Raw genomic sequence first — 21,694 nt, 5'->3', positions numbered from 1 at the left:
ATAGGGACACGTCAACCCGGCGATGCGGAAAGATCATTGCCCGCCAGCCGCGCTGCGCTGATGATCGCGGCATCGGGATGAGGAAGTGACGCATGCGCAGGCGGTGGATCGGGGCGGTGGCGGCGGCCGCGATATCTCTGACGGCGGGGCTGGCCCAGGCGCAGTCCACGCTGCGGGTCGTGCTGATCAACGACCTGGCCAGCCTGGACCCGGTGCAGTCCACGGCGGCCTTCGTCCGCAACCACGGCTTCATGGTCTATGACCAGCTCTTCGCGCTGGACAGCCAGGGCGTCGCCCGCCCGCAGATGGTCGATACGCATGTCGCCAGCGCCGATGGCCTGACGCACCGCTTCACCCTGCGCGACGGCCTGGCCTTCCATGATGGCCAGCCCGTGCGCGCGGCGGATGCCGTCGCCTCCATCCGCCGCTGGTCGCAGCGGGACATCGTCGGCCGCGCGCTGGCGGCGGCCACGGCCAGCATGGCGGTGGTGGACGACAAGACCTTCACCATCACCCTCTCCCGCCCCTTCGCGCTGGTGACGGAGGCGCTGGCGCGACCGACCGCGAGCGCGCTCTTCGTGATGCCGGAACGCATCGCGCAGACGCCGGCAACGACGGCGATCACGGATGCGACGGGCAGCGGCCCCTTCATCTTCCAGGCCAGCCAGTGGCGCGTCGGTGATCGCGCCGTCTACACGCGCAACCCCAACTATCGCCCGCGCGCGGAGGCCGCCGATGGGCTGGCCGGCGGGAAGGTCGTGAATGTCGATCGCGTCGAATGGCTGGCGATGCCGGACCCCGCCACCGCCGCGGCCGCGCTGCAATCCGGCGAGATCGACTTCATCGAACAGCCCTCCCCGGACATCGTCCCGACGCTGGAGCGCAACCGCAACATCCGCACCATGGCGCTGAACCCCGTGGGCTTCATGGTCTGGCTGCGCATCAACCACACCCAGCCGCCCTTCAACCACCCCGCCGCGCGCCAGGCGCTGCTGCACCTGGTGAACCAGCAGGAGGTGCTGCAGGCCGTCGGCATCCGCGCCAGCGAACAGGTGCCCTACTGCCCCGCCTTCTTCTTCTGCGGCACGCCGCTGGAAAGCAGCGCCGGCGCGCAGGGGCTGCGGGAGGCGAATGTGGAACGTGCCCGCGCCCTGCTGCGCGAAGCCGGCTACAACGGCCAGCGCATCGTCTTCATGAACGCCGCCGACAGCCCCATCAACAACGCAGCGACGCTGGTCATGGCGCAGGCCTTCCAGCGCGCGGGGCTGAACATGGACGTGCCCAGCATGGACTGGGCGACGGTCACGCAGCGCCGCAACCGGCGGGAGCCGGTGGACCAGGGCGGCTGGAACTTCTTCGTCACCGTCGCCAATGTGCTGGACGGCCAGAACCCGCTGACCAACCTCTACCTCGCCAGCCCCTGCGAGGGTGGCCTGACCGGCTGGCCCTGCGACCAGCAGCTGGAGGATCTGCGCCGTTCCTGGTGGGAGGAGAATGACGCGGCGAAGCGGCAGGAGATCCTGCATCGCGTCCATGCCCGCGCCTATGAGGTGCTGCCCTACATCAATGCCGGGCAGTTCCGCACGCTGGCCGCGCATCGCGCGAACATCGAGGGCCTGCGCCCCACCACCGTCCCGGTCTTCTGGGGCGTGACGAAGCGATAGGCGCTCAGGGCCCGGTGGCCTCCGCCGCCGGGCCGATGATGGCGCGATCCAGCGGGATGGAGGCCTCCACCACCAGCCCCGTCTCCACCCAGCGCCGTTCCAGCGTGCCGCCCAGCTGGTCACGGATCGTCGCCTCGATCACGCGGGAGCCGAAGCCGCGGCGCGCGGGCTGGCCCGCGATGGCGGGGCCGCCGAGTTCCTGCCACCGCCAGGTGAAGCGGCCATCCCGCACGCGCCAGCCGAGCGTCACCTGGCCGCCGGCCACGCTCAGCGCGCCGTATTTCGTCGCATTGGTCGCCAGTTCATGCAGCGTCATGGACACCGCCTGCGCCGCGGTCGGCAGCAGCAGCACCGGCGGGCCATCCATCACGACGCGGGGCGCGCCATCCGCCGGCAGGAAGGCGGCCAGCTCGCCCTCCGCCAGGCTGCGCATCGCGGCGCCGTTCCACTGGGCATCCGCCAGCAGGGTATGGGCGCGCGCCAGCGCCGCCACGCGGCCCTCCACCGCGGCCACGTAGCTCCGCACATCGGTGCGCGGCGTCAGCCGCAGCGCGGCCTGCACGACGGCCAGCGCGTTCTTCGCGCGGTGATCGACCTCCCGCGCCAGCAGCGCCTGGCGTTCCTCCGTCTGCTTGCGTTCCGTGATGTCCTGCGTGGTGCCGATCAGCCGCGTCGCCTCGCCCGTCGCAGGGTCCCGCGCCGCGACGCTGCCGTGGCTTTCCACCCAGCACCAGCCATCGCCCCGGCGCGCGCGGTAGGTGACGTGGTAGCGCTCCGCCTCCCCGCGCGTGACGCGCGCCACGGCCTCATCAAGCCGGCCGCGGTCCTCCGGATGGATGCGGTCGCGGAAGCTGGGATAGGCGCCGGCCGCGGTATCGGGCGACAGGCCGAAGATCTCCAAGGTGCGGGCGGAGCGGGACGCCGTGCCCTGCCGCAGATCCACATCCCAGGTGCCGAGCCGCGCGGCGCCGAGCGCGATGCGCAGCATGTGCTCGCGGTCCCGCACCGCGGCTTCCGCCGTCTTCAGCTCCGTCACATCGACATGCGCACCGAGCATGCGCAGCGACCGGCCTTCCGCGTCACGCTCGATCTCCGCCCGCGCCGCGATCCAGCGGACCTCGCCGGAGGGTGTCACGATGCGATATTCCTGCGCGTAGTCCACCTCGCCGGAGGTATCGGCGATCGCCTCCAGGAATCGGTGCTCCGCGCGCTCCCGGTCCTCCGGATGCAGGCGGCGCACCCAGTCCTCGTGCTGTTCCTGCGCGTTGACGGCGCGCAGGCCCTGCAGCGCCATGTATTCGGCGGAGCGCGCATTCTCCCCGCTCCGCAGGTCGATCTCGAAGCCGCCGACGCGGCCGATCCGCTGCACGCGCTTGAGCCGCGCCTCGCTTTCCCGCAGCGCGGCCTCCGCGGCCCGGCGGCCGGTGACGTCCGTCACCACCTCCACCGTCCGCGTCACGCGGCCTTCGGGATCCCGCACCGGAGAGGTGGAGACCTTCACCCAGCGCAGGCTGCCATCGGGGCGCAGGTAGCGCTTCACCTGCGCATGGGTCGCGATCTCCCCGCGGCAGAGGCGGCGGAACGCCTCCAGATCCTCCTCCCGGTCATCGGCATGGACGAAGTCGGTCAGCGGGCGGCCGATGATGGCCTCCACCGGCCGCGCGAGCAGGGCGCAGTAGGCGGCATTGGCGCGCAGGATGACGGCGGTGTCGCATTCCGCCTGGGACATGGGCACGGTCGATTGCTCGAAGGCCGCGGCGAAGGCGGCTTCGCGATCCCGGACGGCGAGCGCCGCGTCATCCAGCGCGGCGGCGATGCGGGTGAGTTCCCTGATGCCCGGCTCCCAGAGGCCGGGCGGCGCATCCCCGGCGGCCACCGCTTCCGCGCGGGCCGCCAGCACGGCGGTGCGGTCCAGGATCCGCCGCGCCAGCAGCAGCGCGATGCCGAACCCGACCATCAGCGCGAGCAACCCCCAGGCCGCCGGCCACAACCCGGCCGATGGCCGAAGCGCCAGGCCCACCACCATGGCGAGCCCCGGCAGCAGGACCGCCAGGAGGAGGAGCGCCAGTTGCCGCCGCAACCCCGGCTCGGTGGCGCCCGCCATGCCGGTCGCGGGGTCTGCGGGCGCCGCGGCTGCGGGTTCCAGCGATCGGACGGGATCGATGTTCATCATCTCTGCGCAGGCTGGAACGGCGGCGCCCGGAAGACGGATGCCGCATCTGCCAGAAGCGCCAAGCGCGAGACGGGGGCAATCAACAATCGAGACAACGGCGGCGCCCCGGGCGGCGCCGGCGATGACGTTGCCGTGAAGCGCGCCTCAGACGGGGTCGCGCACCAGCGGGCTCGTCGAGCAGTGGATGCCGCCGCCGCCAAGCCCGACGCGATCGTAATCCACCAGGCGGATGGAGATGCCGGCCCTGTCCAGCGCATCCTGCGTGCGCGCGCTGACGCGGTCGCTCATGATGACGCGGCCAGGTGCCACGGCCAGGCAGTTCACCGTCCAGGACGGATCCTCGTGGTTCACCGGGATCATGCGGATGCCGAGGCGCTTCAGCTCCTCCATGAAGACGAAGGGCAGCATGGAGGGATTCACGATGGCGACGTCGTGGTGGATCATCACGAAGCCGCCGTCGATGTGCAGGCGGTAGCCGGGAATCTGCACGCGGATCAGGCGCGTGCCCTGCACCGCCAGCACTTGCTCCAGCTGCCGCGCGCCTTCCTCATTGACGCGGGAGGAGACGCCGACGACGGCGACGTCGGGGCGGATATAGGCGAAGCTGCCGCCTTCCATCAGGCCGGTGCCGTGGATGGTCCGCAGAATGGGCATGCCGATGGCAGCGAGGGTTTCGGTCACCGGCGCTTCCTCGCCACGCCGGATGCGCGGGCCCATGCGGGTGACGATGGCGCCGCCCTTGATGCCGATGCAGGAATCGCGCGTGTAGATCGACTTGTGGCGCCCTGCGGCGGCGCGCTTGAGGTACACGACCTCCACACCTTCCTCGCGCAGCGCGGCCACCAGCGCATCATGCTGCGCCTGCTGTTCCTCCAGCGTCGGGCGGAGATTGCCGCGCCAATAGGCGCCGGTCGCGGGGTCCCCGAAGGCGTTGAGTTCCGGGATATGGGGCAGCGTGTCCACCACCCGCATCTCCTCCCCCGGGCGGTGCATGAGCACGAGGCGGAGGCGGCCGATATCGGAGTTGCAGCCCCATTCGCGGCCCCAGACGAAGGCTTGCTCCGACGCGCTTTCGAAGGCGGGATCGGGTTCGCTGGCGAAGCGCTCGATCAGCATGTTGTAGCGGTGGTCGAACTCGCTCATCGCGAAGCTGGGCGGGGTCTTTTGCATGGTCGTTTCCTCAGGCGTCGCGGCGCCGGCGCAGCGCCAGGTCCAGCAGCAGCAGGCCAAGGGTGAAGACCACCAGCAGCACGGCGACGGCGGCCATGGCGGGGTCCAGGTTCTCGTTGATGCCGTCCCAGATGCGGCGCGGCAGGGTGAAGACATCGCGGGAGGCGATGAAGAGCACGATCACCAACTCATCCCAGCTATGGATGAAGGCGAAGATGGCGCCGGAGACGATGCCCGGCGCGATGCGCGGCAGGATCACCCAGCGCAGCGTCTGCGACAGCGAGGCGCCCATGCCCCGCGCCGCCTGTTCCAGCCTTGGGTCGAAAGCGGCCAGCGCAGTTGAGACGGTGATGACGACATAGGGGATGCCGGTGACGCCATGCGCGATGGCAACGCCGAGGAAGCGGTCCAGCAGGTCGATCTTCGCGAAGTAGCGGTAGAGGCCGACGGCATAGACGATGGAGGGGATGATGATCGGCAGCAGCATCAGCGCCCGCACGAGTTCCGTCGAACGTCGCGACAGGCGCCAGCAGCCGATGGCGCAGAGCGTGCCGGCCACCACGGCGATGACGGTGGCGGCAACCGCGATCAGGAAGGATTGCCAGATCGATCCCAGCCAGGCCTCGCTGCCCAGCACGGTGGCGTAGTGGCGGAGGCTCAGCGCTTCCTGCGGCAGGGAGAGGAATCGCTGGTCCGTCAGCGAGACGGGGATGACGATGCTGATCGGCAGCACCAGGTAGATCGCGACCATCCAGGCCGCGGCCACGGTCCATCGGCCGGGGCGATGCGCGTGGTCCATCGCTCAGGCCCCCGTGCCGAAGACGCGCCTGAGGTCCACGACGCGGGAGAAGATCGCGAGCGTGGCGAGGATGGCCACGACAAGCACCGTGGCCATCATGGTGCCGAGGCCCCAGCGGATGAGGTCGAGGATCTGCAGCCCGATCCATTCCGCCACCATCAGCGTCTTGCCGCCGCCGAGGATGGCCGGCGTGATGTAGAAGCCGAGCGAGAAGATGAAGACCAGCACGCCCGCCGCGATCAGCCCGGGCAGCGAGAGCGGCAGGAAGATGCGGCGGAAGATGGTGAAGCGCGGCGCGCCGAGGCCCCGCGCGGCGGCCAGCAGGCGCGGATCGATCTCCCGCATGCTCGCCAGCAGCGGCAGCACGGCGTAGGGGACCATGTAGTGCACCATGCCGACGATGATGCCGAATTCGTTCCAGACGAGTTGCAGCGGCTCATTGATCACGCCCGCTTCCATCAGCGCGTTGTTCACCAGGCCCTGGCGGCGCAGCAGCGTGACCCAGGCGAAGGCGCGGACCAGCACGCTGATCCAGAGCGGCACGAGCACGGCCAGGATCCACCAGCGCCGCGCGGCCTCATTCGCCAGCGCGATGCGATAGGCCAGCACATAGCCCAGCAGCAGCGCGAGGGCGGTGGTGATGGTGCAGATGCGCAGCGTCGTGACGATCACGCGCTGCACGCTTTCGCTGGTGAAGAGGCGTTCGTAGTTGCCGAGGCCGGGCGCGGGCTCGGTGAAGGAGATCGCCAGCACCTGCGCGATGGGGGCGATGTAGAAGGCGGTCATCAGCAGGAAGGCGGGCAGGATCAGCAGCCACCAGCCTGCATCCTGCCGGCGGATCAAGGCGCATCCTCCACCACCGGGACGCTGGCCGTCGAACTCCAGCCGAGGCGCACGGCAAGCCCCTCGCTCGGCGCGATCGGGGCCTGCCAGGTCGGCAGCGCCACGCGCAGCGCGCCGAGGTCCGGCGTCTCCACCACCAGCGTGTAGCCGGCACCGAGGTAGGACCAGGCGGCGATGCGGCCGATGACGACGTTGTCGGCGGCATCATCCTCGTTCAGCAGGGCGATCTTCTCCGGCCGCAGGCTCAGCAGCACGGGGCTGCCATGGGCGGGGCGGTGGTTTTCCGCCACCGCCTGCAGGATGCGCGTAGCGCCCGCGCCGATCACGAAGCCGCCGGGCACGCTTTCCTGCACCGACCCGTGCAGGAAGTTGGACTTGCCGAGGAAGTCCGCCACGAAGCGCGTGCGCGGATGTTCGTAGAGATGCGCGGGCGGGCCTTCCTGCACCAGCTTGCCGTGGTTGAGGATGGCGACGCGGTCGGAGAGGGACAGCGCCTCCTCCTGGTCATGCGTCACATTGACGAAGGTGCGGCCGACGCGGCGGTGCAGCGCCTTCAGCTCCTCCTGCAACTCCGCGCGCAGCTTCTTGTCGAGGGCGCTCAGTGGCTCATCCAGCAGCAGCAGGGCGGGGTCGAAGACCAGCGCGCGGGCCAGCGCCACGCGCTGCTGCTGGCCGCCGGAAAGCTGGCGCGGCAGGCGTTCCGCGAAGCCCGAGAGCTGCACGAGGTCCAGCGCCGCGCGCACCTTCGCCTCCCGCTCCGCGGCGCCGAGCTTGCGGACGCGGAGCGGGAAGGCGACGTTCTCGGCCACCGTCATGTGCGGGAACAGCGCATAGCCCTGGAACACCATGCCGAAGTCGCGGCGTTCCGGCGGCAGCGGCGTGATGTCCGCGCCATCCAGCAGCACCGCGCCTTCCGTGGGCGCCACGAAGCCAGCGATGCACATCAGGATCGTCGTCTTGCCGCTGCCGGAGGGGCCGAGCAGCGTCAGGAACTCGCCGCGCTCCACCTTGAGCGAGACGGAATCGACGGCGATGAAGCCGCCATAGCGCTTGGTCAGCCCCCGCAGCGCGAGGGCATGGCCCGTTCCCGACATCCGGTCAGTCCTTGTAGCCAGGCTGTTCGCGATCGAGTTTCCGCCGCAGCGCCTGCCAGGGCAACCAGCCCTTGGTGGGCCCGGTGTCGAACAGGCGCTGCGTGCGCGCCACCGCCTCCGCCGGCGCCACGGCGAGCGGCGCGCCGCTGGATTGCGCGGCCAGCTGGATGCGGCAGGACTGCTCCAGGTAGTACATCCAGTAGAAGGCCTCCGCGACCGTGCGGCCGACGGTCAGCAGCCCGTGATGCCGCAGGATCATCGCAGGCTTGTCGCCGAGGTCCCTCACCAGGCGCTCGCGCTCCGACATGTTCTCGTCCGTTGCCACGCCTTCGTAGTCATGGACGGCGACGCGGCCGATGAACTCCATCATCATCTGGTTCAGCGGCAGCAGCGCATCGCGCTGCGCGGCCACGGCCATGCCGGCCAGCGTATGCGTGTGCATCACGCAATTCGCATCCGCCCGGCCGAGATGGACGGCGGAATGGATGACGAAGCCCGCCGGGTTCACGGGCCAGCTGGTCTGCTGCCGCGGCTCGCCCTCGGCGTCCACCAGCACCAGGCTGGAAGCCGTCACTTCCTCGAACAGCAGGCCATAGGGGTTGACCAGGAAGCGATGCCCCTCCCCCGGCACGCGGACGGAGAGATGGGTGAAGACCAGGTCCGTCATGCCGAACAGGGCGATGAGGCGATAGGCCGCCGCCAGGTCCTCCCGCAACTCGCGCTCGGTCGGCACATGGGCGGGGTCGGGCCGGACGGGCGGCGGGGGCAGCATCTCAGTAGCCGCGCGCGTGGTCGAACAGGTTGCGCAGCGGCTCGCCCCGTTCATGCGCGGCGATGGCGCGGGCCACGTGTTCCGCGCGTTCCCGCCGCGTCGGCAGGCTGGCGATGTGCGGCGTGACGATCGCCTTGGGGTGGGTCCAGATCGGGCTGTCCGCGGGCAGCGGCTCCGTCTCGAACACATCCAGCACGGCGCTGGAGAGCTGGCCGGAATCGAGCGCCGCGATCACGTCCTCGATCTTCTGGTGCGCGCCGCGCCCGACATTCACCAGCCCCGCGCCCTTCGGCAGCTTCGCGAAGAGGGGCGCCGCCAGGATGCCGTTGGTCTCCGGCGTCGAGGGCAGCAGGCAGACGAGGATCTGGCTGCGCGCCAGGAAGGCATCGCGCGCCCCGGCGCCGACGAAGCCCTCCACCCCCGGGATCGCCTTCGGCGTGCGGGACCAGCCGATGACGGGGAAGCCGAGGCCGCGCAGCATCGTCGCGGCCTGCGCGCCCATATGGCCGAGGCCCATCACGCCGACCGTCGTTTCCGTGGCCAGGCCCAGCCCATCGAAATAGGTGAAGTCGCGCGCCGCCTGCTGCAGCGCGATCCGCCTTGCGCCGCGCAGCAGGGACAGCGCCGACCAGCAGACGAATTCGCCCATGCGCTGGGCCGCCCCCTCCGTCGCCATGCGCATCAGGGGGATGTGCCTGGGCAGATCCGGGTCGCGGGTGATGAAGTCCACGCCCGCGCCGGCACCGAAGATCACGCGGAGGTTGGGCAGGCGCGCGATGCGGCCCGGCTCCGGGTCCCACACCAGCACGTAGCGCACATCCTCCGCCGCCACGCCGGCGTCGTCCCACCACCGCACCTCGACCTGCGGCGCGCAGGCGGCGAAATGGGCCTGCCATTCCGCCACCGCCGCCTCGCCGCCGGACTTCACCAGGAGGATGGGTTTCGCCACGCGGCGCCTCGCTTGCTGCAACGCAGCGAGAGTGCCCTCAGCCCGTCACCATGTCGATATAGTCGGCATTGGCCTGGGCATAGACGCCGCCCCACCAGGTGCCGTTCTGCGCGACCTGCACGCGGGCATTGGCGGGGTCGGTCGGGTTGAAGCGCTTGAATTCCTCCGGCACCAGGGCCGCGGCGCGCGGGTTGGTCGGGCCGTTGCCGAGGAACTTCAGCAGTTCCACCTGCTGTTCCGGGTTGGACAGCATGGAGGCCAGCAGCCGCTGCACCATCTCGCCCCCAGGATTGCCGCGGGGGCTGACGAAGATGCCGGGCTGCAGGATGCCCTGGTTCCAGATGTGCTTGAAGCGGCCGTTGCTCTCCTGCTCCAGCACCTTGGCGCGGGTGTGCCAGATCTGGCCCATCACCGCCTCGCCCGTGCGGATGAACTGCTCCGATTCGGAACCGCTGTTCCAGAAGACGCAGTTGCGCCGGATCTCCCGCACCTTGGCGATGCAGGCGCGGATGTCGAGCGGGTAGAGGTTCGCCGGGTCCTTCCCCAGCGCCATCTGCGCCGCGTCCAGCGCGCCGGCCGCGTCGCGCCGCAGCAGCCGCGTGCCGGGGAAGCGGCGGAGATCCCAGAAATCCGCCCAGCTCGTCGGCCCGCCATTCGGGAACTTGGTGCTGTCATAGACAAGGACGTTGCTGAAGGAATAGGGCGCCGCGCCGTGGTCCAGCGCGAAGGTCGGGCCGATGACGTTGTTGCGGTCCACGACGTTGTAGTCGATGCGGTTCAGCAGGTTCAGCCCGCCCAGCAGCGTGGCGGAGGTGGCGGAGCTGTCGCAGAGGTCCCAGGTGACGCGCCCGCTTTCCACCATGGACCGGATGCGCCCGGCGGAGGGCCCGGTGCTGTCCTGCACCACGCGCCAGCCCGGATTCGCGGCGGCGAAAGGCTCGCCATAGAAGCGGCCGAAGCCGTCATTGGCGATGCCGCCCCAGTTCACCATCACCAGGTTGCGCGCGGCCTGGGCCTGGGCTTCGCCCCCCAGCATCGGCGCGGCGCCCAAGGCCGCCAGGCCCGCCAGCAGCGTGCGGCGGCTGACCTCCCCCCGGTTGAACTTGCGCCAGGCCAGCTCGATGCAATCCTGCTGGAACGTCTGCATGCCTTCGACCCCTTCGCCAGGAAGCTCCCGTGGGTCCCCTTGATCCGGACGGCGTCCGGCGGGAACCTCATGCCCATCAGTCAACAGCGGGACGCGCGCGCGGGCAATGACCGATCTTCACTCCATCGCCGCCCCCGGCTTTAAGGCCCGTCCCTGGTGGTGGGAAGCGGCCGAGCCGCCGGACCGCGACAACGCCCTGCCGGACCAGACGCCGATCGCCATCATCGGCGGCGGCTATGCCGGCCTGTCCGCCGCGCTGACGCTGCGGCGCCTCGGGCATGAGGTCACGGTGATCGATGCGGAGCGCATCGGCTGGGGTGCCTCCTCCCGCAATGGCGGCATGGTCTCGGGCGGGCTGAAGGTGGCCTCCACCGGGCTCGCGGCGAAATACGGGGAGGAGAAGGGCCGCGCCATCGCCGGCGCCGCCGCGGCGTCCTTCCCCTTCATCGAGGAGACGATCGCGCGGGAGGGGATCGACTGCGACTATGTCCGCTGCGGCCGCTACACCGGCGCCTGGTCCCGCGCGCACTACAAGGCCATGGAGGCGCGCGCCGGCTGGATCGCGGAGGTGACGGGCCTGCCGACCGAGATGGTGCCGAAATCCCGGCAGCGGGAGTTCGTCGGCAGCGATCACTACGAGGGCGGCATGGCCGCCGCCGCCACCGGCAGCCTGCATCCCGGCAAATACGCGCGCGGCCTGGCGCAGGCGGCGGAGAAGGCGGGCGCGCGGCTGGTGGATGGCGTGCGCGTCACCGGCGTGACGCGAGGCGGCAGCGGCTTCCGCGTCGCGACGGACAAGGGCGAGCTGCGCGCCGATGCCGTGCTGGTCACGACCAACGGGTATACGAAGGATGCGCGCGGCACCGCCCTGCCCTGGCTCGCGAAGCGCCTCATCCCGCTCAATTCCTACATCATCGCGACGGAGGAGCTGCCGCCGGAGACGATGGACCGGCTGTTTCCGGGCCGCCGCATGATCAGCGACAGCAAGCGCGTGCTGAACTATTTCCGGCCCTCGCCGGACGGGAAGCGCGTGCTCTGGGGCGGGCGCGCCAGTTTCCGCGCGGCGACGGCGGAACAGGCGGCGCCGGCGCTGTATGACACGATGCTGCAGACCTTCCCGGATTTGGCGGGGGTGAAGATCACCCATGCCTGGACCGGCTATGTCGCCTTCACCTTCGACCTGCTGCCGCATATCGGCGTGCAGGACGGCATGCATTACGCCGCGGGGTGCCAGGGCAGCGGCGTCGCCATGGCGACCTGGCTCGGCCACAATGTCGCGCTGAAGCTGGCGGGCGCGGCGAATGCGCCCTTCGCGCTGGATGGCCTGCCCTTCCCGACCCAGCCGACCTACACGGGCACGCCCTGGTTCCTGCCGATCGTCGGCAACTACTACAAGGTGCGGGACCACATCGACCGGCTGGTGGGCTGACCATGCATCCCGATTTCGTCCTGCTGAACGGCCGCATCGCGACGATGGACGCGGCCGGCACCGAATGCGGCGCGCTGGCCGCCCTGCATGGCCGCATCGTCGCGCTGGGCGACAGCGCCGCGATCCGGGACCTCATCGGCCCCGGCACCAAGGTGCTGGATGCGGAGGGGCAGCGCGTGCTGCCGGGCATCGTGGACAGCCACGCGCACCCGGATGCCTATGCCATCCGGCTGCGCGCCTGGACCCTCGTCTCCCCGGACCGCGTGCGGACGCGGGATGAATTGCTGGCGACGATCCGGCGCCGCTGCGAGGCCGTGGCGCCGGGCCGCTGGGCGGCTTTCTACCGGCTGAACGAACGCGCCTGCGGCGGCTACCCGACTCTGGCGGAACTCGATGCCGCCAGCCTCGGCCGGCCGATCTTCATCCTGCGGACGGATGGCCATCTCGGCCTCGCCAACTCCGCCGCCTTCGCGGCCTGCGGCGTCACGGCGGAGACGCCCGACCCTGCCTTCGGCCGCTTCGACAAGCATGAGGGGCGCCTGACGGGCCTGGTGCGGGAGACGGCGGCGCATGTCTTCCTCAACGCCGTCCATGGCCAGGACAGCGAGGCCGACATCGCGGACGGCATGGAGATGGTGCAGGACCAGTGCCTGGCCGCCGGCATCTCGTCAGTCGCCAATTCGCTGTGTCCTTCGAAGGCGATCAGCGCCTACCAGCGCATGCACCGCGACGGCCGCTGGCGGATGCGGATGGGGATCATCGCGAGTGGCCGCGACGAGCCCTTGATCCCCCACCTCATCGGCGCCGGCATCCGATCCGGCTTCGGCGATGAATGGCTGAGGCTTGTGGGCGTGGAGTGGTGCCCGGATTGCTCGACCTCCGGCCGCACCGCCGCCTATTGGGACCCCTATCTCGGCACGCCGGTGCCGGGTGAGCCCGTGCCCAATACCGGCATGCTGCTCTATGAGCGGGAGGACCTGACCCAGCGCGCCACCGCCGCCCACAAGGCTGGGCTGCAGGTGATGATCGAGGGCGTCGGCGACCGCGGAATCGACTTCGCGCTGGACGTCATGGAGGCCGCGCTCGCCGCCCATCCCATCGACGACCACCGGATGCGCGTCGAGCATTGCTGCTACGTGACGCCGTCGATCCTGGCGCGGCTCAAGCGCGGCGGCTTCGTGGACAGTTCGGCGACCGGCTTCATGGACGAACTCGGGGAGGCGTATGCCGCCAATCGCGGGCAGGAGGCGATGCGCTGGATGTGGCCGCATCGCAGCCTCATCGATGCGGGCGTGCCCGCCCCCGGCCATTCCGACTTCGCGGTCTGCCGCGTCTCCCCCTGGACCGCGCTCGCCGCCATGGTGAACCGCCGCACCACCGGCGGCACGGACCTCGATGCGCGGGAGGCGATCACGCCGCGTGAGGCCGTGCACGCCTATACCTGGCTCGGCGCCTGGGCGCAGCGGGAGGAACACGAGAAGGGCTCGCTGGAGATCGGCAAGCTGGCCGACCTCATCGTTCTGGACCGGGACGTGCTGGATGGCGACCCGGCCGCGATCGCGGAGACGAAGGTCCGCGCCACCATCGTCGGCGGGGTGATCCGGCACCAGGCATGATGCCCGCCCGCGATGCGGTGCTGCTGGTGGCGCTCTGCGCCGCCTGGGGCTTCGCGCAGGTGACGATGAAGTGGGGCGGCGAGGGCATCTCGCCCCTCGTCCAGGCCGGGCTGCGCTCGGCGCTCGCCATCCCCTTCATCCTGCTCTGGTGCCGGCTGCGCGGCGTCACGGTGTTCCGGCGGGATGGCACGCTGCCGGCCGGGCTGCTGGCGGGGCTGCTTTTCTCGGCCGAGTTCTGGGCCATCTTCCGCGCGCTGGAACTGACCAGTGCCGCGCGCGTCGTCGTGCTGCTCTACACCGCGCCCTTCTTCGCCGTGATCGGCGCCCATTTCCTCGTGCGCGGGGACCGGCTGACGCGGCGCAAGCTCATGGGGCTCGTCATCGCCTTCGCCTCCGTCCCCGTGCTCTTCGCGGACCGGCTCGGCGCGCCCGGCGATGGGGCGCTGATGGGCGACCTCATCGGCCTCGCCTCCGGCCTCTTCTGGGGCGGGACGATGGTGACCATCAAGGCGAGCGGCCTGACGCGCATCGCCTCCGAACGCACGCTGCTCTACCAGCTCGCCGTCTCCGCCCTGCTGATCCCGCTGGGCTATGCGATCGGGGAGCGCGGGGTCTTCGACCCGTCGCCGCGCGTGCTGGGGTCGCTGGCCTTCCAGGTGCTGGGCATCGCCGTCGTCAGCTACCTCGCCTGGTTCTGGCTGGTGAAGCGGCACGCGGCCTCCGCCTTCGCGCCCTTCCTGTTCCTGACGCCCGCCTTCGGCGTCGCCTGCGGCTGGCTGTTGCTGGGGGAGGCGGTGACGCCGGCGCTTCTGGCATCGCTGCTGCTGGTCGGCGCCGGAATCTGGGTGATCAATCGCGGCGAGTGATGCCGGGATTCGCATGATTTGACACAAACGGAATGGTCGGCTGACATGTCCGGACAACTTCGCGGCCCGCGCCGCCCTTGCCCGGAGGCTCCCCGCCGATGACGACCACGGTCTCGCGCCGCGCGCTGCTCGGCGCCGCCGCCCTGCTGCCGCTCGCCGCCCCTGCCCTCGCCTTCCCGGACCAGCCCATCCGCATCGTCGTGCCCTGGAATGCCGGCGGTGCCACCGATGTGGTGACGCGGGCGCTGGCCACCGCCATGGCGCCGGTCATCGGCCAGCCCGTGGTGGTGGACAATCGCCCGGGCGCCAATGGCGCGGTCGGCGCGCAGTTCGTGGCGCAGGCGCGCCCCGATGGCCACACGCTGTTCGTGGCGAGTGCGGAGACGCATGCGGTGAACCCGCTGGTCTATCAGCGCCTGGCCTATGACCCGATGGCGGATTTCCTGCCCATCACGCTCTTCGCCGATGGCCCCTTCGCCCTCGTCGTGCGCTCCGGCCTCGGCACGGATACGCTCGATGCCTTCGTGGCGCTGGCGCGCAGCCGGCCGGGCGCGCTCACCTATGCCTCCTGGGGCATCGGCTCCACCTCCCACCTCGCCGCCGCGCGCGTCATCGCGGCCGCGGGGCTCGACATGCTGCACGTGCCCTATACGGGCGCGGCGCCGGCCTATACCGCGCTGGTCGCGGCGCAGGTGGATGCGATGTTCATGAATGCGGGGCCGGCCGAATCGCTCTCCCGCGACGGGCGCGTGAAGGTGCTGGGCATCGGCTCCTCCACCCGCGTGCCGCTGCTGCCCAATGTGCCGACGCTGCGCGAACAGGGCATGCAGCTGGATGCCGCCAACTGGTTCGGCCTGGTCGGCCCCGCCCGCATGCCGGCGGCCGCGGCCACCCGCGTCGCCGAGGCCAGCGCGGAGGCGCTGCGCAGCCCCGCGGCGCAGGAGGTCTTCCGCACCCAGGGCATCCTGCCCGTCAGCGGCACGCCCGACCAGGCGCGCGCCTTCATCACCGCGGACCGCGAACGCTGGGCCGCCGTGATCCGCCCGCTCAACCTGCGGCTGGACTGACGCGCGTGAGGCGGAGGCGCTCCGGCGCCTCCGTCCCGCGCTTCTCCACGAAGCGCGCCAGGGTCGTCTCCGGCCACAGCCCGGCCCGGCGCGTGGCGAGGTTCACGCAGAGGAACAGCACCTCGTTCTCCGCGGAAAGCCAGCCCTCGGTCGCGTGGTACAGCCGGTGCTTCACCAGCAGGCGCCGATGGTCGTAGTCGGCCAGCACGCTCTCCCCGGCCAATGGCATGCCGAGCGTCACCTCCCGCCGGTAGCCCTGCCAGGATTCGACGGCGAAGGTGCCGAAGCCGGCCTCCCGCAAGGGCGCGCCGAGCCCCCAATCCGGCCAGACCAGGTCGGTCGCGAGGTCGAAGGCCACGAGGTAGTAGGCCAGGTTCATGTGGCCGTAGTGGTCCACCCATTCGGGGCGGACGTGGCAGATCGTCGGTCTCATCCACACTCCGGATAGGCCAGCCAGCCCAGTTCGCGCCCCGTGGGGTCCGTGACCCGCCAGGCATCCACGCAGCGGCGTTCCAGCATGAAGGCGCGCAGCCCCTCGCCGGGGCGGGCCGCGCCGGCGGGTGAGCGCGATTCCACCGCGCCCGCCGCCACGCAATCCTCCCGCGCACCGCCCGGCCGCAGCAGCCGCGCCGCCACGCGCCCGCCCGGCAGCGCCCAGGCATCCACCACCATCGCGCCCGCCTGGCCCTCCAGGCAGGCGCGCAGCGCGGGGGCCAGGGGGATGACCGCAGCCTCCCACCCCGGCGCCTGCGCCGCGGCCGGCAGCGCCACGATCAGCGCTGCCAGTGCCCTCAATGGATCTCGTCCGCCTTGGACAGCGCCTCGGCCAGCTTCGCCGCGCTGAAATCGGGCGATTTGCAGAGGTCGAGGATCACCTTCTCCTTCCGCGCGCCGAGTTCGATCGCGGCCGGGATCAGCCGCACCACGTCATGCGGGATCACCACCGCGCCGTGGCGGTCGGCATGGATCACGTCCTCATGCTTCACATGCATGCCGTGCACCGTCACCTCCTGCCCATAGGCGACGAGGTGGACATAGGCGTGGGACGGATTGACCACGCCCGCCACCAGCTGGAAGCCGGGCGCCAGCATGTCGAGGTCGCGGATCGAGCCATTGGTCACGCAGCCCTGCGCGCCGAGCGCCTTGTGGACGGCCGTATGCACCTCGCCCCAGAAGGCGCCGACGCCGGGCGTGTCGTCCAGGTCCTGCAGCACCACGATGGTCGGCAGGCTGGCGCGTTCCACATACTCGTACCAGCCGATGCGCAGCGCGCGGTCCTGGTCCTTCGGGCGGCCGGAGGGCTGGGCGGCGCGGATCGTGCCCGTGCGCGCCAGGCCGCAGATCGGCGGCAGCTTCGGATCGGCGCAGACCATGGGCCGCACGGTGAAGCCGTGGCCACGCCGCTGCGGGGCGACGAATTCCAGCGCGTTGCAGATGGTCGGCGTGTCCCACTGCCGCAGGGTCTCAAGGTCTTCCGCCGTGAAGGGATGCTCGGCCATGGTTGGGTTTCCTCCTGCGTCGTGGCGCGTGGGGGAGCATCCGGCGCTGGGCGCCGCGCGTCAAACCGGGCGCCCGGCGCCGCGCGCGCGGATTGTTCCGACTCTGCACGCCGATCCAGGATGCGCCGGACGCGACGCAGCACAGGACCCCCATGCCACGCCCCCTCTCCCGCCGCCTTCTGCTCGGCGGCGCCGTGGCCGGCCTCGCCGGCTGCACCGTGCAGAACCCCATTCCGCCGGCGGAGCCGGATTCGCTGCTGCGGCCGGACCAGATCGGCGCCCTGCCGGCCGGGGAGGGGATCGTGGCCGGCATCGGCCTGCTGGCCTACATCCATGACGAGGCCAATCTGCGGCGCGACCGGTATGGCCGCAGCTACCGGCTGCGCATCGTGGATGCGGCCGGCCAGGCGCACAGCCTTCCCCTCACCCGCCGTGGCGCCTTCGTGGGCATGGGCCAGGAGACGCGGCGCATGGAGGACGGGAACCTGGCGCTGGAGGCCACCCCCTTCGCCTTCCGGCTTCCCGCCGGCCCCTGCGTGATCACCGCGCTGCAGGTCTATGACCTGACGGTCGCCTACAGCAACGGCCTGCGCGAGCATGCCTGGATCACCCGCCGCGTGCCGCCGGCCGCCCTGCTCGTGCGTGGTGGGGAGGTGACCTATGTCGGGGCCTATGGCCTGGCGCAGGGCTCCGTCGGCTTCGCGTCGCGGGAGGCCATGGAGACGGCCTGCGGGCAGGCGGGGCGCGTGTTCGGGAACACCTACCGCTGCGATTTCTCGCGCCTGGTCCGGCATGCGGATGCCGAGGCCGACCTGCCGCTCATCCTGCAGCGCTTCCCGGGCCTGGAGGGTCGCGCCATCGGGCGGGCGACACCGCCGCCCGCGCCCGGCTGGGACAGCTGGGCGGAGGTCCGGCAGGACCCGCTGCGCCTGATGCGCGGCGCCACCCGGGCCTGAACCGGCACGTCGCCTGGCCGCGCTTGTTGCCGGGGTGCGCGGCCTGTAGCCTCACCCCCGGTTGAGAGAACCCGGCCCGGACCGTCCCATGGCTCACAAGCGCCCCTGCCCCGCCACGTTGCCCCGGAACGCGCGGGGCGCGGCGGCATGACGAAGCCGGACGTCACGCTGCGCGGCAGCGGCGGCCGCGCGGCAGCGGCCGATGGCGCGGATGCCGCCCCGGCCCAGCCCGGCGGTGGTGGGCTGCGCGGCTGGCTGGGCCGCATCGGCGTGCGCGCCGGCCTGATCACGCTGCTCATGCTGATGGTCGTCGGCCTGCTCTCGGGCTCGGCTCTCGTCGTCGTCGCCCGCCAGCTCGCGATCATCGAGCAGTTCGGCGGGCGCGACCGCGAAGCCGATGCGGCGGTGGACGAGCTCGCGCTGCATGTCGCCGACTTCTCCTCGGCCTTCGCCAGCGTCATCGCGGGCGTGCTGCAGCCCGCGCCCACCGCCAACCGCATGGTCCGCAACGGCGAATTGGTGAGCCAGTCCTTCGAGGCCGTGAACCGCCTTCTGGCCGCCGATATCGACCCCATCGTCATGGGCGGCGGCGTGGACATGGCGCGGCGGCTGCCGGAATTCACCGAACAGGTGCGCGCCGCCTTCGCCGCCCGCCAGCGCGCGCAATTCGCGCCGCTGCATGAGGAATGGCTGGACTTCGCCAGCGCCTTCAACCGCGTGGCGACCGCCGCGCGGGCGGAGGTGAAGCGACGCTCCGACGCCTCCCTCGCCGCGGCGCATGAGTTGGAACGCCAGGCGCGCACCATCGTCATGGGCGCCGGCGCGGTCGGGCTGGTGGGCTGCGCGCTGGTGTGGATGGTGCTGGTGCAGGGGCTCGCCCGGCCACTCGGCCGGCTGGCGGGCGCGATGGTCAGCCTCTCCCGCGGCGCGGTGGAAACCGGCGTGCCGGGTGCGGATCGCACCGACCAGGTGGGCGACATGGCGCGCGCCGTGCTGGTGTTCCGCGACAACCTCGTCGCCGCCCGCAACCTGACGGAGACGGCGCTGGAGAATGCGCGCCGCACCGCCATCGCCACCACCCAGGCATCGGATGCCATCGGCCAGGTCAGCGACGGCGCGATGACCCAGCTCGCGGAACTCCGCCAGGTGGAGGAAGCGCTGGGCCAGACGCAGGACGCGGTGCGGGAGGTTGGCCGCACCACGCAGGAGAGCAGCGACCGCGCCGATGAATCGAAGGCCCTGTTGGCGGAGAACCTGGTGAAGCTCCGCAGCCTGATCGAGCTGGTTGACGCCGTCGCGGAGGATACCGAACGCGTCACGCGCATCGCCGGCACCATCGCCAAGATCGCGACCCAGACCAACATCCTGGCCATCAACGCGGCGATCGAGGCCGCGCGCGCCGGCGAACACGGCCGGGGCCTCGCCGTGGTGGCGGAGGAAGTGCGGGCGCTGGCGGCGAGCAGCGAGACGCTGGCGCAGGAGATCGCGGATGTCGTCCTCGTCGCCGGCCGGCGCACGCGCGAGGGCAGCGGCACCGCCGCCGCGGTGGGCGAGGCGATGGATGAGCTGGAGGCGATCGTGACGGAAAGCGCGCGCCTCGCCGGTGCCATCGCGGTGGCGATGGAGGAGCAGCAGGCGACGGTCACCTCCATCACCGATCGCGTCAGCACCCTGTCGCGCATCGGCCAGTCCAATGCGACGGCGGCGGAAGAGATCACGGTGACGATGATCGACCTCTCCAAGCTGGCGTCGGAGACACGGGCGGTGGTGGAGGCGATGGCTTCCGATCGGAACGGGGCATGAGCGGGCAGCAGACCATGGACGGGGATGTCGAGATCCTTGTCGTCGATGACAGCAGCTTCAACCGCCTGGTGCTGAAGCGCCGGCTCGGCGAACTCGGCTACGCGAAGGTCACGATGGCGGAGGATGGCGTGCAGGGCCTGGCCGCCCTGGAACGCCAGCGCTTCGACGTGGTGCTGCTGGACCTGGAGATGCCGAACCTGGATGGCATCGGCGTGCTGGAACAGCTGCACGCCGCCCGCGGCGCGGCGCCGCCCGTCATCGTCATCTCCGCCCTGACGGAGATGGAGAAGATCGTCCGCTGCATCGAGCTGGGTGCCGAGGACTACCTGCCGAAATCCTTCGACCCGCCGCTGCTGCGCGCGCGCCTCGGCGCGGTGCTGGAGAAGAAGCGGCTGCGGGAAGTGGCCGATGCCCGGCTGCATGCGCTGGAGGCGGAGCTGGAATCCGCCCGCGCCGCGCAGCTCTCCCTCGTGCCGCGGGACTTCGCGGCGGCGGCGACCGGCGCGCTTTCCGTCCACGCCGCCATGGTCCCGGCGCGGCAGGTGGGCGGGGATCTCTATGACTGCCTGCGGCTGGATGCGAAGCACATGCTCTTCGCCGTGGCCGACGTCTCCGGCAAGGGCGCCCCGGCGGGGCTCACCATGGCGCGCACGCTGGGGCTGATGCGCGCGGCGGCGAAGCGGCTTTCCGCCGAAGGCGCCGCGCCCGATCCCGGCGACATCCTTGCCATGGCGAATGACGACCTCTCGGCGGAGAACGAAAGCCAGACCTTCGTCACCGTCGTGCTCGGCGTGATCGATGGCACCACCGGCCAGGGCCGCGTCGCGGTGGCCGGCCATGACCTGCCTGTGGTGCTGGGCGGCGAGGCCCCGCGCCTGCTCGGCCCGCTGCGCCGCCAGCCCGCGCTCGGCGTGATGGAGGGCATTCCCTATGCCTCCGACGCCTTCGCCCTGGCGCAGGGCGAATCGCTGTTCTGCTATTCCGATGGCGTGTCGGAAGCCGAGGACAACCAGGGCGGCTTCTTCGGCCAGGCGCGGCTGATGGCGGCGCTGGCGGGGGCGGGGACGGATCCGCGGACGGTGGTGGAGACCGTGCTGCGCGCGGTCGGCGCCTTCGCAGATGGCGCGCCGCAGGCGGATGACATCACGGCGCTGGCGTTGAAGCACGCGGGGTGAAGGCGTCCGGGGAAGGCGCTGCCTTCACCGGACCCTATCGCCCAAAGGGACCAGGGCCCCGAACCGGCCCTGAACCGTCGCCGGTCAGCCGGCGACGAAGCCGTTGGTGACGTGGAAGACGCCGTCGCTGGCCAGCACGTTGCCGCGCGTCACTTCCGGGGCCGGGCGGCCGGCGGCGAGCGTCACGCCCTCACGGGCCAGGCGCGCGGTGCGCTCGCCGGTCGCGGTCACGGTCAGGCGGGCGCGGTCCCAGGTGACGATGGTGTTGCGGCGCGCCGCGATGTCCGGGAAGCGCAGCAGGCCCCAGGCCGCATTGCCGAAGACCAGCCGCTGGATCAGCGCGCGCTGCGCCTCCGTCGGCTGCGCCGGCGGGTTGTCCAGCAGCGCCAGCGTCGCCGCGGGCAGGCCGTTCAGCGACTCGTTCGTCGGCACGAACAGCGTCACCGCGCCATTCTGCCGGCCGAGGCGGGACGTCGCACCGCTGATCACCAGCGCGTTCACGAACCGCGTATGCTCCGGCTTGCTGCGCAGCAGGCTCAGGATGTCGATCGTGCCGTCCTCCGGCACGATGCGCGGCGGGGTGGGGGTCTGGCAGGCGGCCAGCAGCAGCGTCAGGCCGCCGGCGCCGAGCGCGTGGCGTCGGGAAATCACGGGCAGGTCCTTCCTGTCAGA

20 protein-coding genes are annotated in these 21,694 nt (G+C 71.3%); 8 read left to right on the top strand and 12 right to left on the bottom strand.

All coding sequences use genetic code 11. The annotated features are described in order from the left end of the window. The first annotated feature begins 92 nt into the window (after positions 1-92). Entirely contained in the window at positions 93-1,664 is a 1,572-nt protein-coding gene (locus JJI54_RS20660) for an ABC transporter substrate-binding protein (protein ID WP_203074951.1), read from the top strand. 4 nt (positions 1,665-1,668) lie between these two features. Here the strand turns inward: JJI54_RS20660 and JJI54_RS20655 are convergent, their stop codons facing one another. The 8 genes from JJI54_RS20655 to JJI54_RS20620 form a co-directional block, all read right to left on the bottom strand. Beyond that, complete coding sequence (locus tag JJI54_RS20655) at positions 1,669-3,834, bottom strand: PAS domain-containing protein (protein WP_203074950.1); 2,166 nt, start codon at positions 3,832-3,834, stop codon at positions 1,669-1,671. Positions 3,835-3,981: 147 nt separating this feature from the next. Beyond that, positions 3,982-5,007 carry a dimethylarginine dimethylaminohydrolase family protein gene (locus JJI54_RS20650; RefSeq protein ID WP_203074949.1) on the bottom strand — a complete coding sequence of 342 codons (1,026 nt, stop codon included), beginning with the start codon at positions 5,005-5,007 and terminating at the stop codon, positions 3,982-3,984. Between the two features lie 10 nt (positions 5,008-5,017). Then, entirely contained in the window at positions 5,018-5,806 is a 789-nt protein-coding gene (locus tag JJI54_RS20645) for an ABC transporter permease (RefSeq protein ID WP_203074948.1), read from the bottom strand. A 3-nt stretch (positions 5,807-5,809) separates the two neighbouring features. Beyond that, entirely contained in the window at positions 5,810-6,649 is an 840-nt protein-coding gene (locus tag JJI54_RS20640; RefSeq protein WP_226381949.1) for an ABC transporter permease, read from the bottom strand. Then, entirely contained in the window at positions 6,646-7,743 is a 1,098-nt protein-coding gene (locus tag JJI54_RS20635; protein ID WP_203074947.1) for an ABC transporter ATP-binding protein, read from the bottom strand. Before JJI54_RS20635 ends, JJI54_RS20640 begins: the two co-directional genes overlap by 4 nt. Positions 7,744-7,747: 4 nt before the next feature. Then, positions 7,748-8,515 (bottom strand): class II aldolase/adducin family protein, encoded by a 768-nt coding sequence (locus JJI54_RS20630; RefSeq protein WP_203074946.1) that lies wholly within the window; start codon positions 8,513-8,515, stop codon positions 7,748-7,750. 1 nt (position 8,516) lies between these two features. Continuing rightward, complete coding sequence (locus tag JJI54_RS20625) at positions 8,517-9,464, bottom strand: 2-hydroxyacid dehydrogenase (RefSeq protein ID WP_318987541.1); 948 nt, start codon at positions 9,462-9,464, stop codon at positions 8,517-8,519. Between the two features lie 37 nt (positions 9,465-9,501). Next, on the bottom strand, positions 9,502-10,611 hold the full coding sequence (locus JJI54_RS20620; RefSeq protein WP_203074945.1) for an extracellular solute-binding protein: 1,110 nt from the start codon (positions 10,609-10,611) through the stop codon (positions 9,502-9,504). 106 nt (positions 10,612-10,717) lie between these two features. On the opposite strand from JJI54_RS20620, the gene JJI54_RS20615 reads away from it, so the two are divergent. From JJI54_RS20615 to JJI54_RS20600, 4 genes are all read left to right on the top strand, one after another. Next, positions 10,718-12,040 carry an NAD(P)/FAD-dependent oxidoreductase gene (locus JJI54_RS20615; protein WP_203074944.1) on the top strand — a complete coding sequence of 441 codons (1,323 nt, stop codon included), beginning with the start codon at positions 10,718-10,720 and terminating at the stop codon, positions 12,038-12,040. A 2-nt stretch (positions 12,041-12,042) separates the two neighbouring features. After that, a complete protein-coding gene (locus tag JJI54_RS20610; protein ID WP_203074943.1) occupies positions 12,043-13,656 on the top strand; it encodes an amidohydrolase in 1,614 nt (537 codons plus the stop codon). Beyond that, the gene (locus tag JJI54_RS20605; protein ID WP_203074942.1) at positions 13,653-14,522 is read left to right on the top strand and encodes a DMT family transporter; all 870 of its coding nucleotides are present in this window, start codon (positions 13,653-13,655) and stop codon (positions 14,520-14,522) included. The genes JJI54_RS20610 and JJI54_RS20605 overlap by 4 nt, the downstream gene beginning before the upstream one ends. A gap of 98 nt (positions 14,523-14,620) precedes the next feature. Beyond that, a complete protein-coding gene (locus JJI54_RS20600; RefSeq protein WP_203074941.1) occupies positions 14,621-15,589 on the top strand; it encodes a Bug family tripartite tricarboxylate transporter substrate binding protein in 969 nt (322 codons plus the stop codon). Here the strand turns inward: JJI54_RS20600 and JJI54_RS20595 are convergent. The 3 genes from JJI54_RS20595 to JJI54_RS20585 are packed head-to-tail and all read right to left on the bottom strand — an operon-like array spanning position 15,570 to position 17,088. Beyond that, positions 15,570-16,022, bottom strand: a complete 453-nt coding sequence (locus tag JJI54_RS20595) for a thioesterase family protein (RefSeq protein ID WP_203074940.1) — start codon at positions 16,020-16,022, stop codon at positions 15,570-15,572. The genes JJI54_RS20600 and JJI54_RS20595 overlap by 20 nt on opposite strands. After that, positions 16,019-16,384 (bottom strand): hypothetical protein, encoded by a 366-nt coding sequence (locus JJI54_RS20590; protein ID WP_203074939.1) that lies wholly within the window; start codon positions 16,382-16,384, stop codon positions 16,019-16,021. Before JJI54_RS20590 ends, JJI54_RS20595 begins: the two co-directional genes overlap by 4 nt. Further along, on the bottom strand, positions 16,381-17,088 hold the full coding sequence (locus tag JJI54_RS20585) for an RraA family protein (protein ID WP_203074938.1): 708 nt from the start codon (positions 17,086-17,088) through the stop codon (positions 16,381-16,383). The genes JJI54_RS20590 and JJI54_RS20585 overlap by 4 nt, the downstream gene beginning before the upstream one ends. A gap of 152 nt (positions 17,089-17,240) precedes the next feature. Between JJI54_RS20585 and JJI54_RS20580 the strand changes: the two genes are divergently transcribed. From JJI54_RS20580 to JJI54_RS20570, 3 genes are all read left to right on the top strand, one after another. Then, complete coding sequence (locus JJI54_RS20580) at positions 17,241-18,044, top strand: hypothetical protein (RefSeq protein ID WP_203074937.1); 804 nt, start codon at positions 17,241-17,243, stop codon at positions 18,042-18,044. Between the two features lie 147 nt (positions 18,045-18,191). Further along, the gene (locus JJI54_RS20575; RefSeq protein WP_203074936.1) at positions 18,192-19,847 is read left to right on the top strand and encodes a methyl-accepting chemotaxis protein; all 1,656 of its coding nucleotides are present in this window, start codon (positions 18,192-18,194) and stop codon (positions 19,845-19,847) included. Next, on the top strand, positions 19,844-21,022 hold the full coding sequence (locus tag JJI54_RS20570) for a PP2C family protein-serine/threonine phosphatase (protein WP_203074935.1): 1,179 nt from the start codon (positions 19,844-19,846) through the stop codon (positions 21,020-21,022). Before JJI54_RS20575 ends, JJI54_RS20570 begins: the two co-directional genes overlap by 4 nt. Before the next feature lie 84 nt (positions 21,023-21,106). Here JJI54_RS20570 and JJI54_RS20565 read toward each other — a convergent pair whose 3' ends face one another. Further along, positions 21,107-21,673 carry a fasciclin domain-containing protein gene (locus tag JJI54_RS20565; RefSeq protein ID WP_203074934.1) on the bottom strand — a complete coding sequence of 189 codons (567 nt, stop codon included), beginning with the start codon at positions 21,671-21,673 and terminating at the stop codon, positions 21,107-21,109. Positions 21,674-21,694: the final 21 nt, after the last annotated feature.

This window comes from Falsiroseomonas ponticola (assembly GCF_016805305.1).
Lineage (GTDB): Bacteria > Pseudomonadota > Alphaproteobacteria > Acetobacterales > Acetobacteraceae > Falsiroseomonas > Falsiroseomonas ponticola.
The sequence above is the reverse complement of the archived record's forward strand: the minus strand, read 5'-3'. Positions and strand labels throughout refer to the sequence as shown.

Coding starts and splice junctions, on each gene's coding strand:
- JJI54_RS20660 (WP_203074951.1), top strand. CDS start 93: ATGCGCAGGCGGTGGATCGGGGCGGTGGCGGCGGCCGCGATATCTCTG.
- JJI54_RS20655 (WP_203074950.1), bottom strand. CDS start 3,834: ATGAACATCGATCCCGTCCGATCGCTGGAACCCGCAGCCGCGGCGCCC.
- JJI54_RS20650 (WP_203074949.1), bottom strand. CDS start 5,007: ATGCAAAAGACCCCGCCCAGCTTCGCGATGAGCGAGTTCGACCACCGC.
- JJI54_RS20645 (WP_203074948.1), bottom strand. CDS start 5,806: ATGGACCACGCGCATCGCCCCGGCCGATGGACCGTGGCCGCGGCCTGG.
- JJI54_RS20635 (WP_203074947.1), bottom strand. CDS start 7,743: ATGTCGGGAACGGGCCATGCCCTCGCGCTGCGGGGGCTGACCAAGCGC.
- JJI54_RS20630 (WP_203074946.1), bottom strand. CDS start 8,515: ATGCTGCCCCCGCCGCCCGTCCGGCCCGACCCCGCCCATGTGCCGACC.
- JJI54_RS20620 (WP_203074945.1), bottom strand. CDS start 10,611: ATGCAGACGTTCCAGCAGGATTGCATCGAGCTGGCCTGGCGCAAGTTC.
- JJI54_RS20615 (WP_203074944.1), top strand. CDS start 10,718: ATGACCGATCTTCACTCCATCGCCGCCCCCGGCTTTAAGGCCCGTCCC.
- JJI54_RS20610 (WP_203074943.1), top strand. CDS start 12,043: ATGCATCCCGATTTCGTCCTGCTGAACGGCCGCATCGCGACGATGGAC.
- JJI54_RS20605 (WP_203074942.1), top strand. CDS start 13,653: ATGATGCCCGCCCGCGATGCGGTGCTGCTGGTGGCGCTCTGCGCCGCC.
- JJI54_RS20600 (WP_203074941.1), top strand. CDS start 14,621: ATGACGACCACGGTCTCGCGCCGCGCGCTGCTCGGCGCCGCCGCCCTG.
- JJI54_RS20595 (WP_203074940.1), bottom strand. CDS start 16,022: ATGAGACCGACGATCTGCCACGTCCGCCCCGAATGGGTGGACCACTAC.
- JJI54_RS20585 (WP_203074938.1), bottom strand. CDS start 17,088: ATGGCCGAGCATCCCTTCACGGCGGAAGACCTTGAGACCCTGCGGCAG.
- JJI54_RS20580 (WP_203074937.1), top strand. CDS start 17,241: ATGCCACGCCCCCTCTCCCGCCGCCTTCTGCTCGGCGGCGCCGTGGCC.
- JJI54_RS20575 (WP_203074936.1), top strand. CDS start 18,192: ATGACGAAGCCGGACGTCACGCTGCGCGGCAGCGGCGGCCGCGCGGCA.
- JJI54_RS20570 (WP_203074935.1), top strand. CDS start 19,844: ATGAGCGGGCAGCAGACCATGGACGGGGATGTCGAGATCCTTGTCGTC.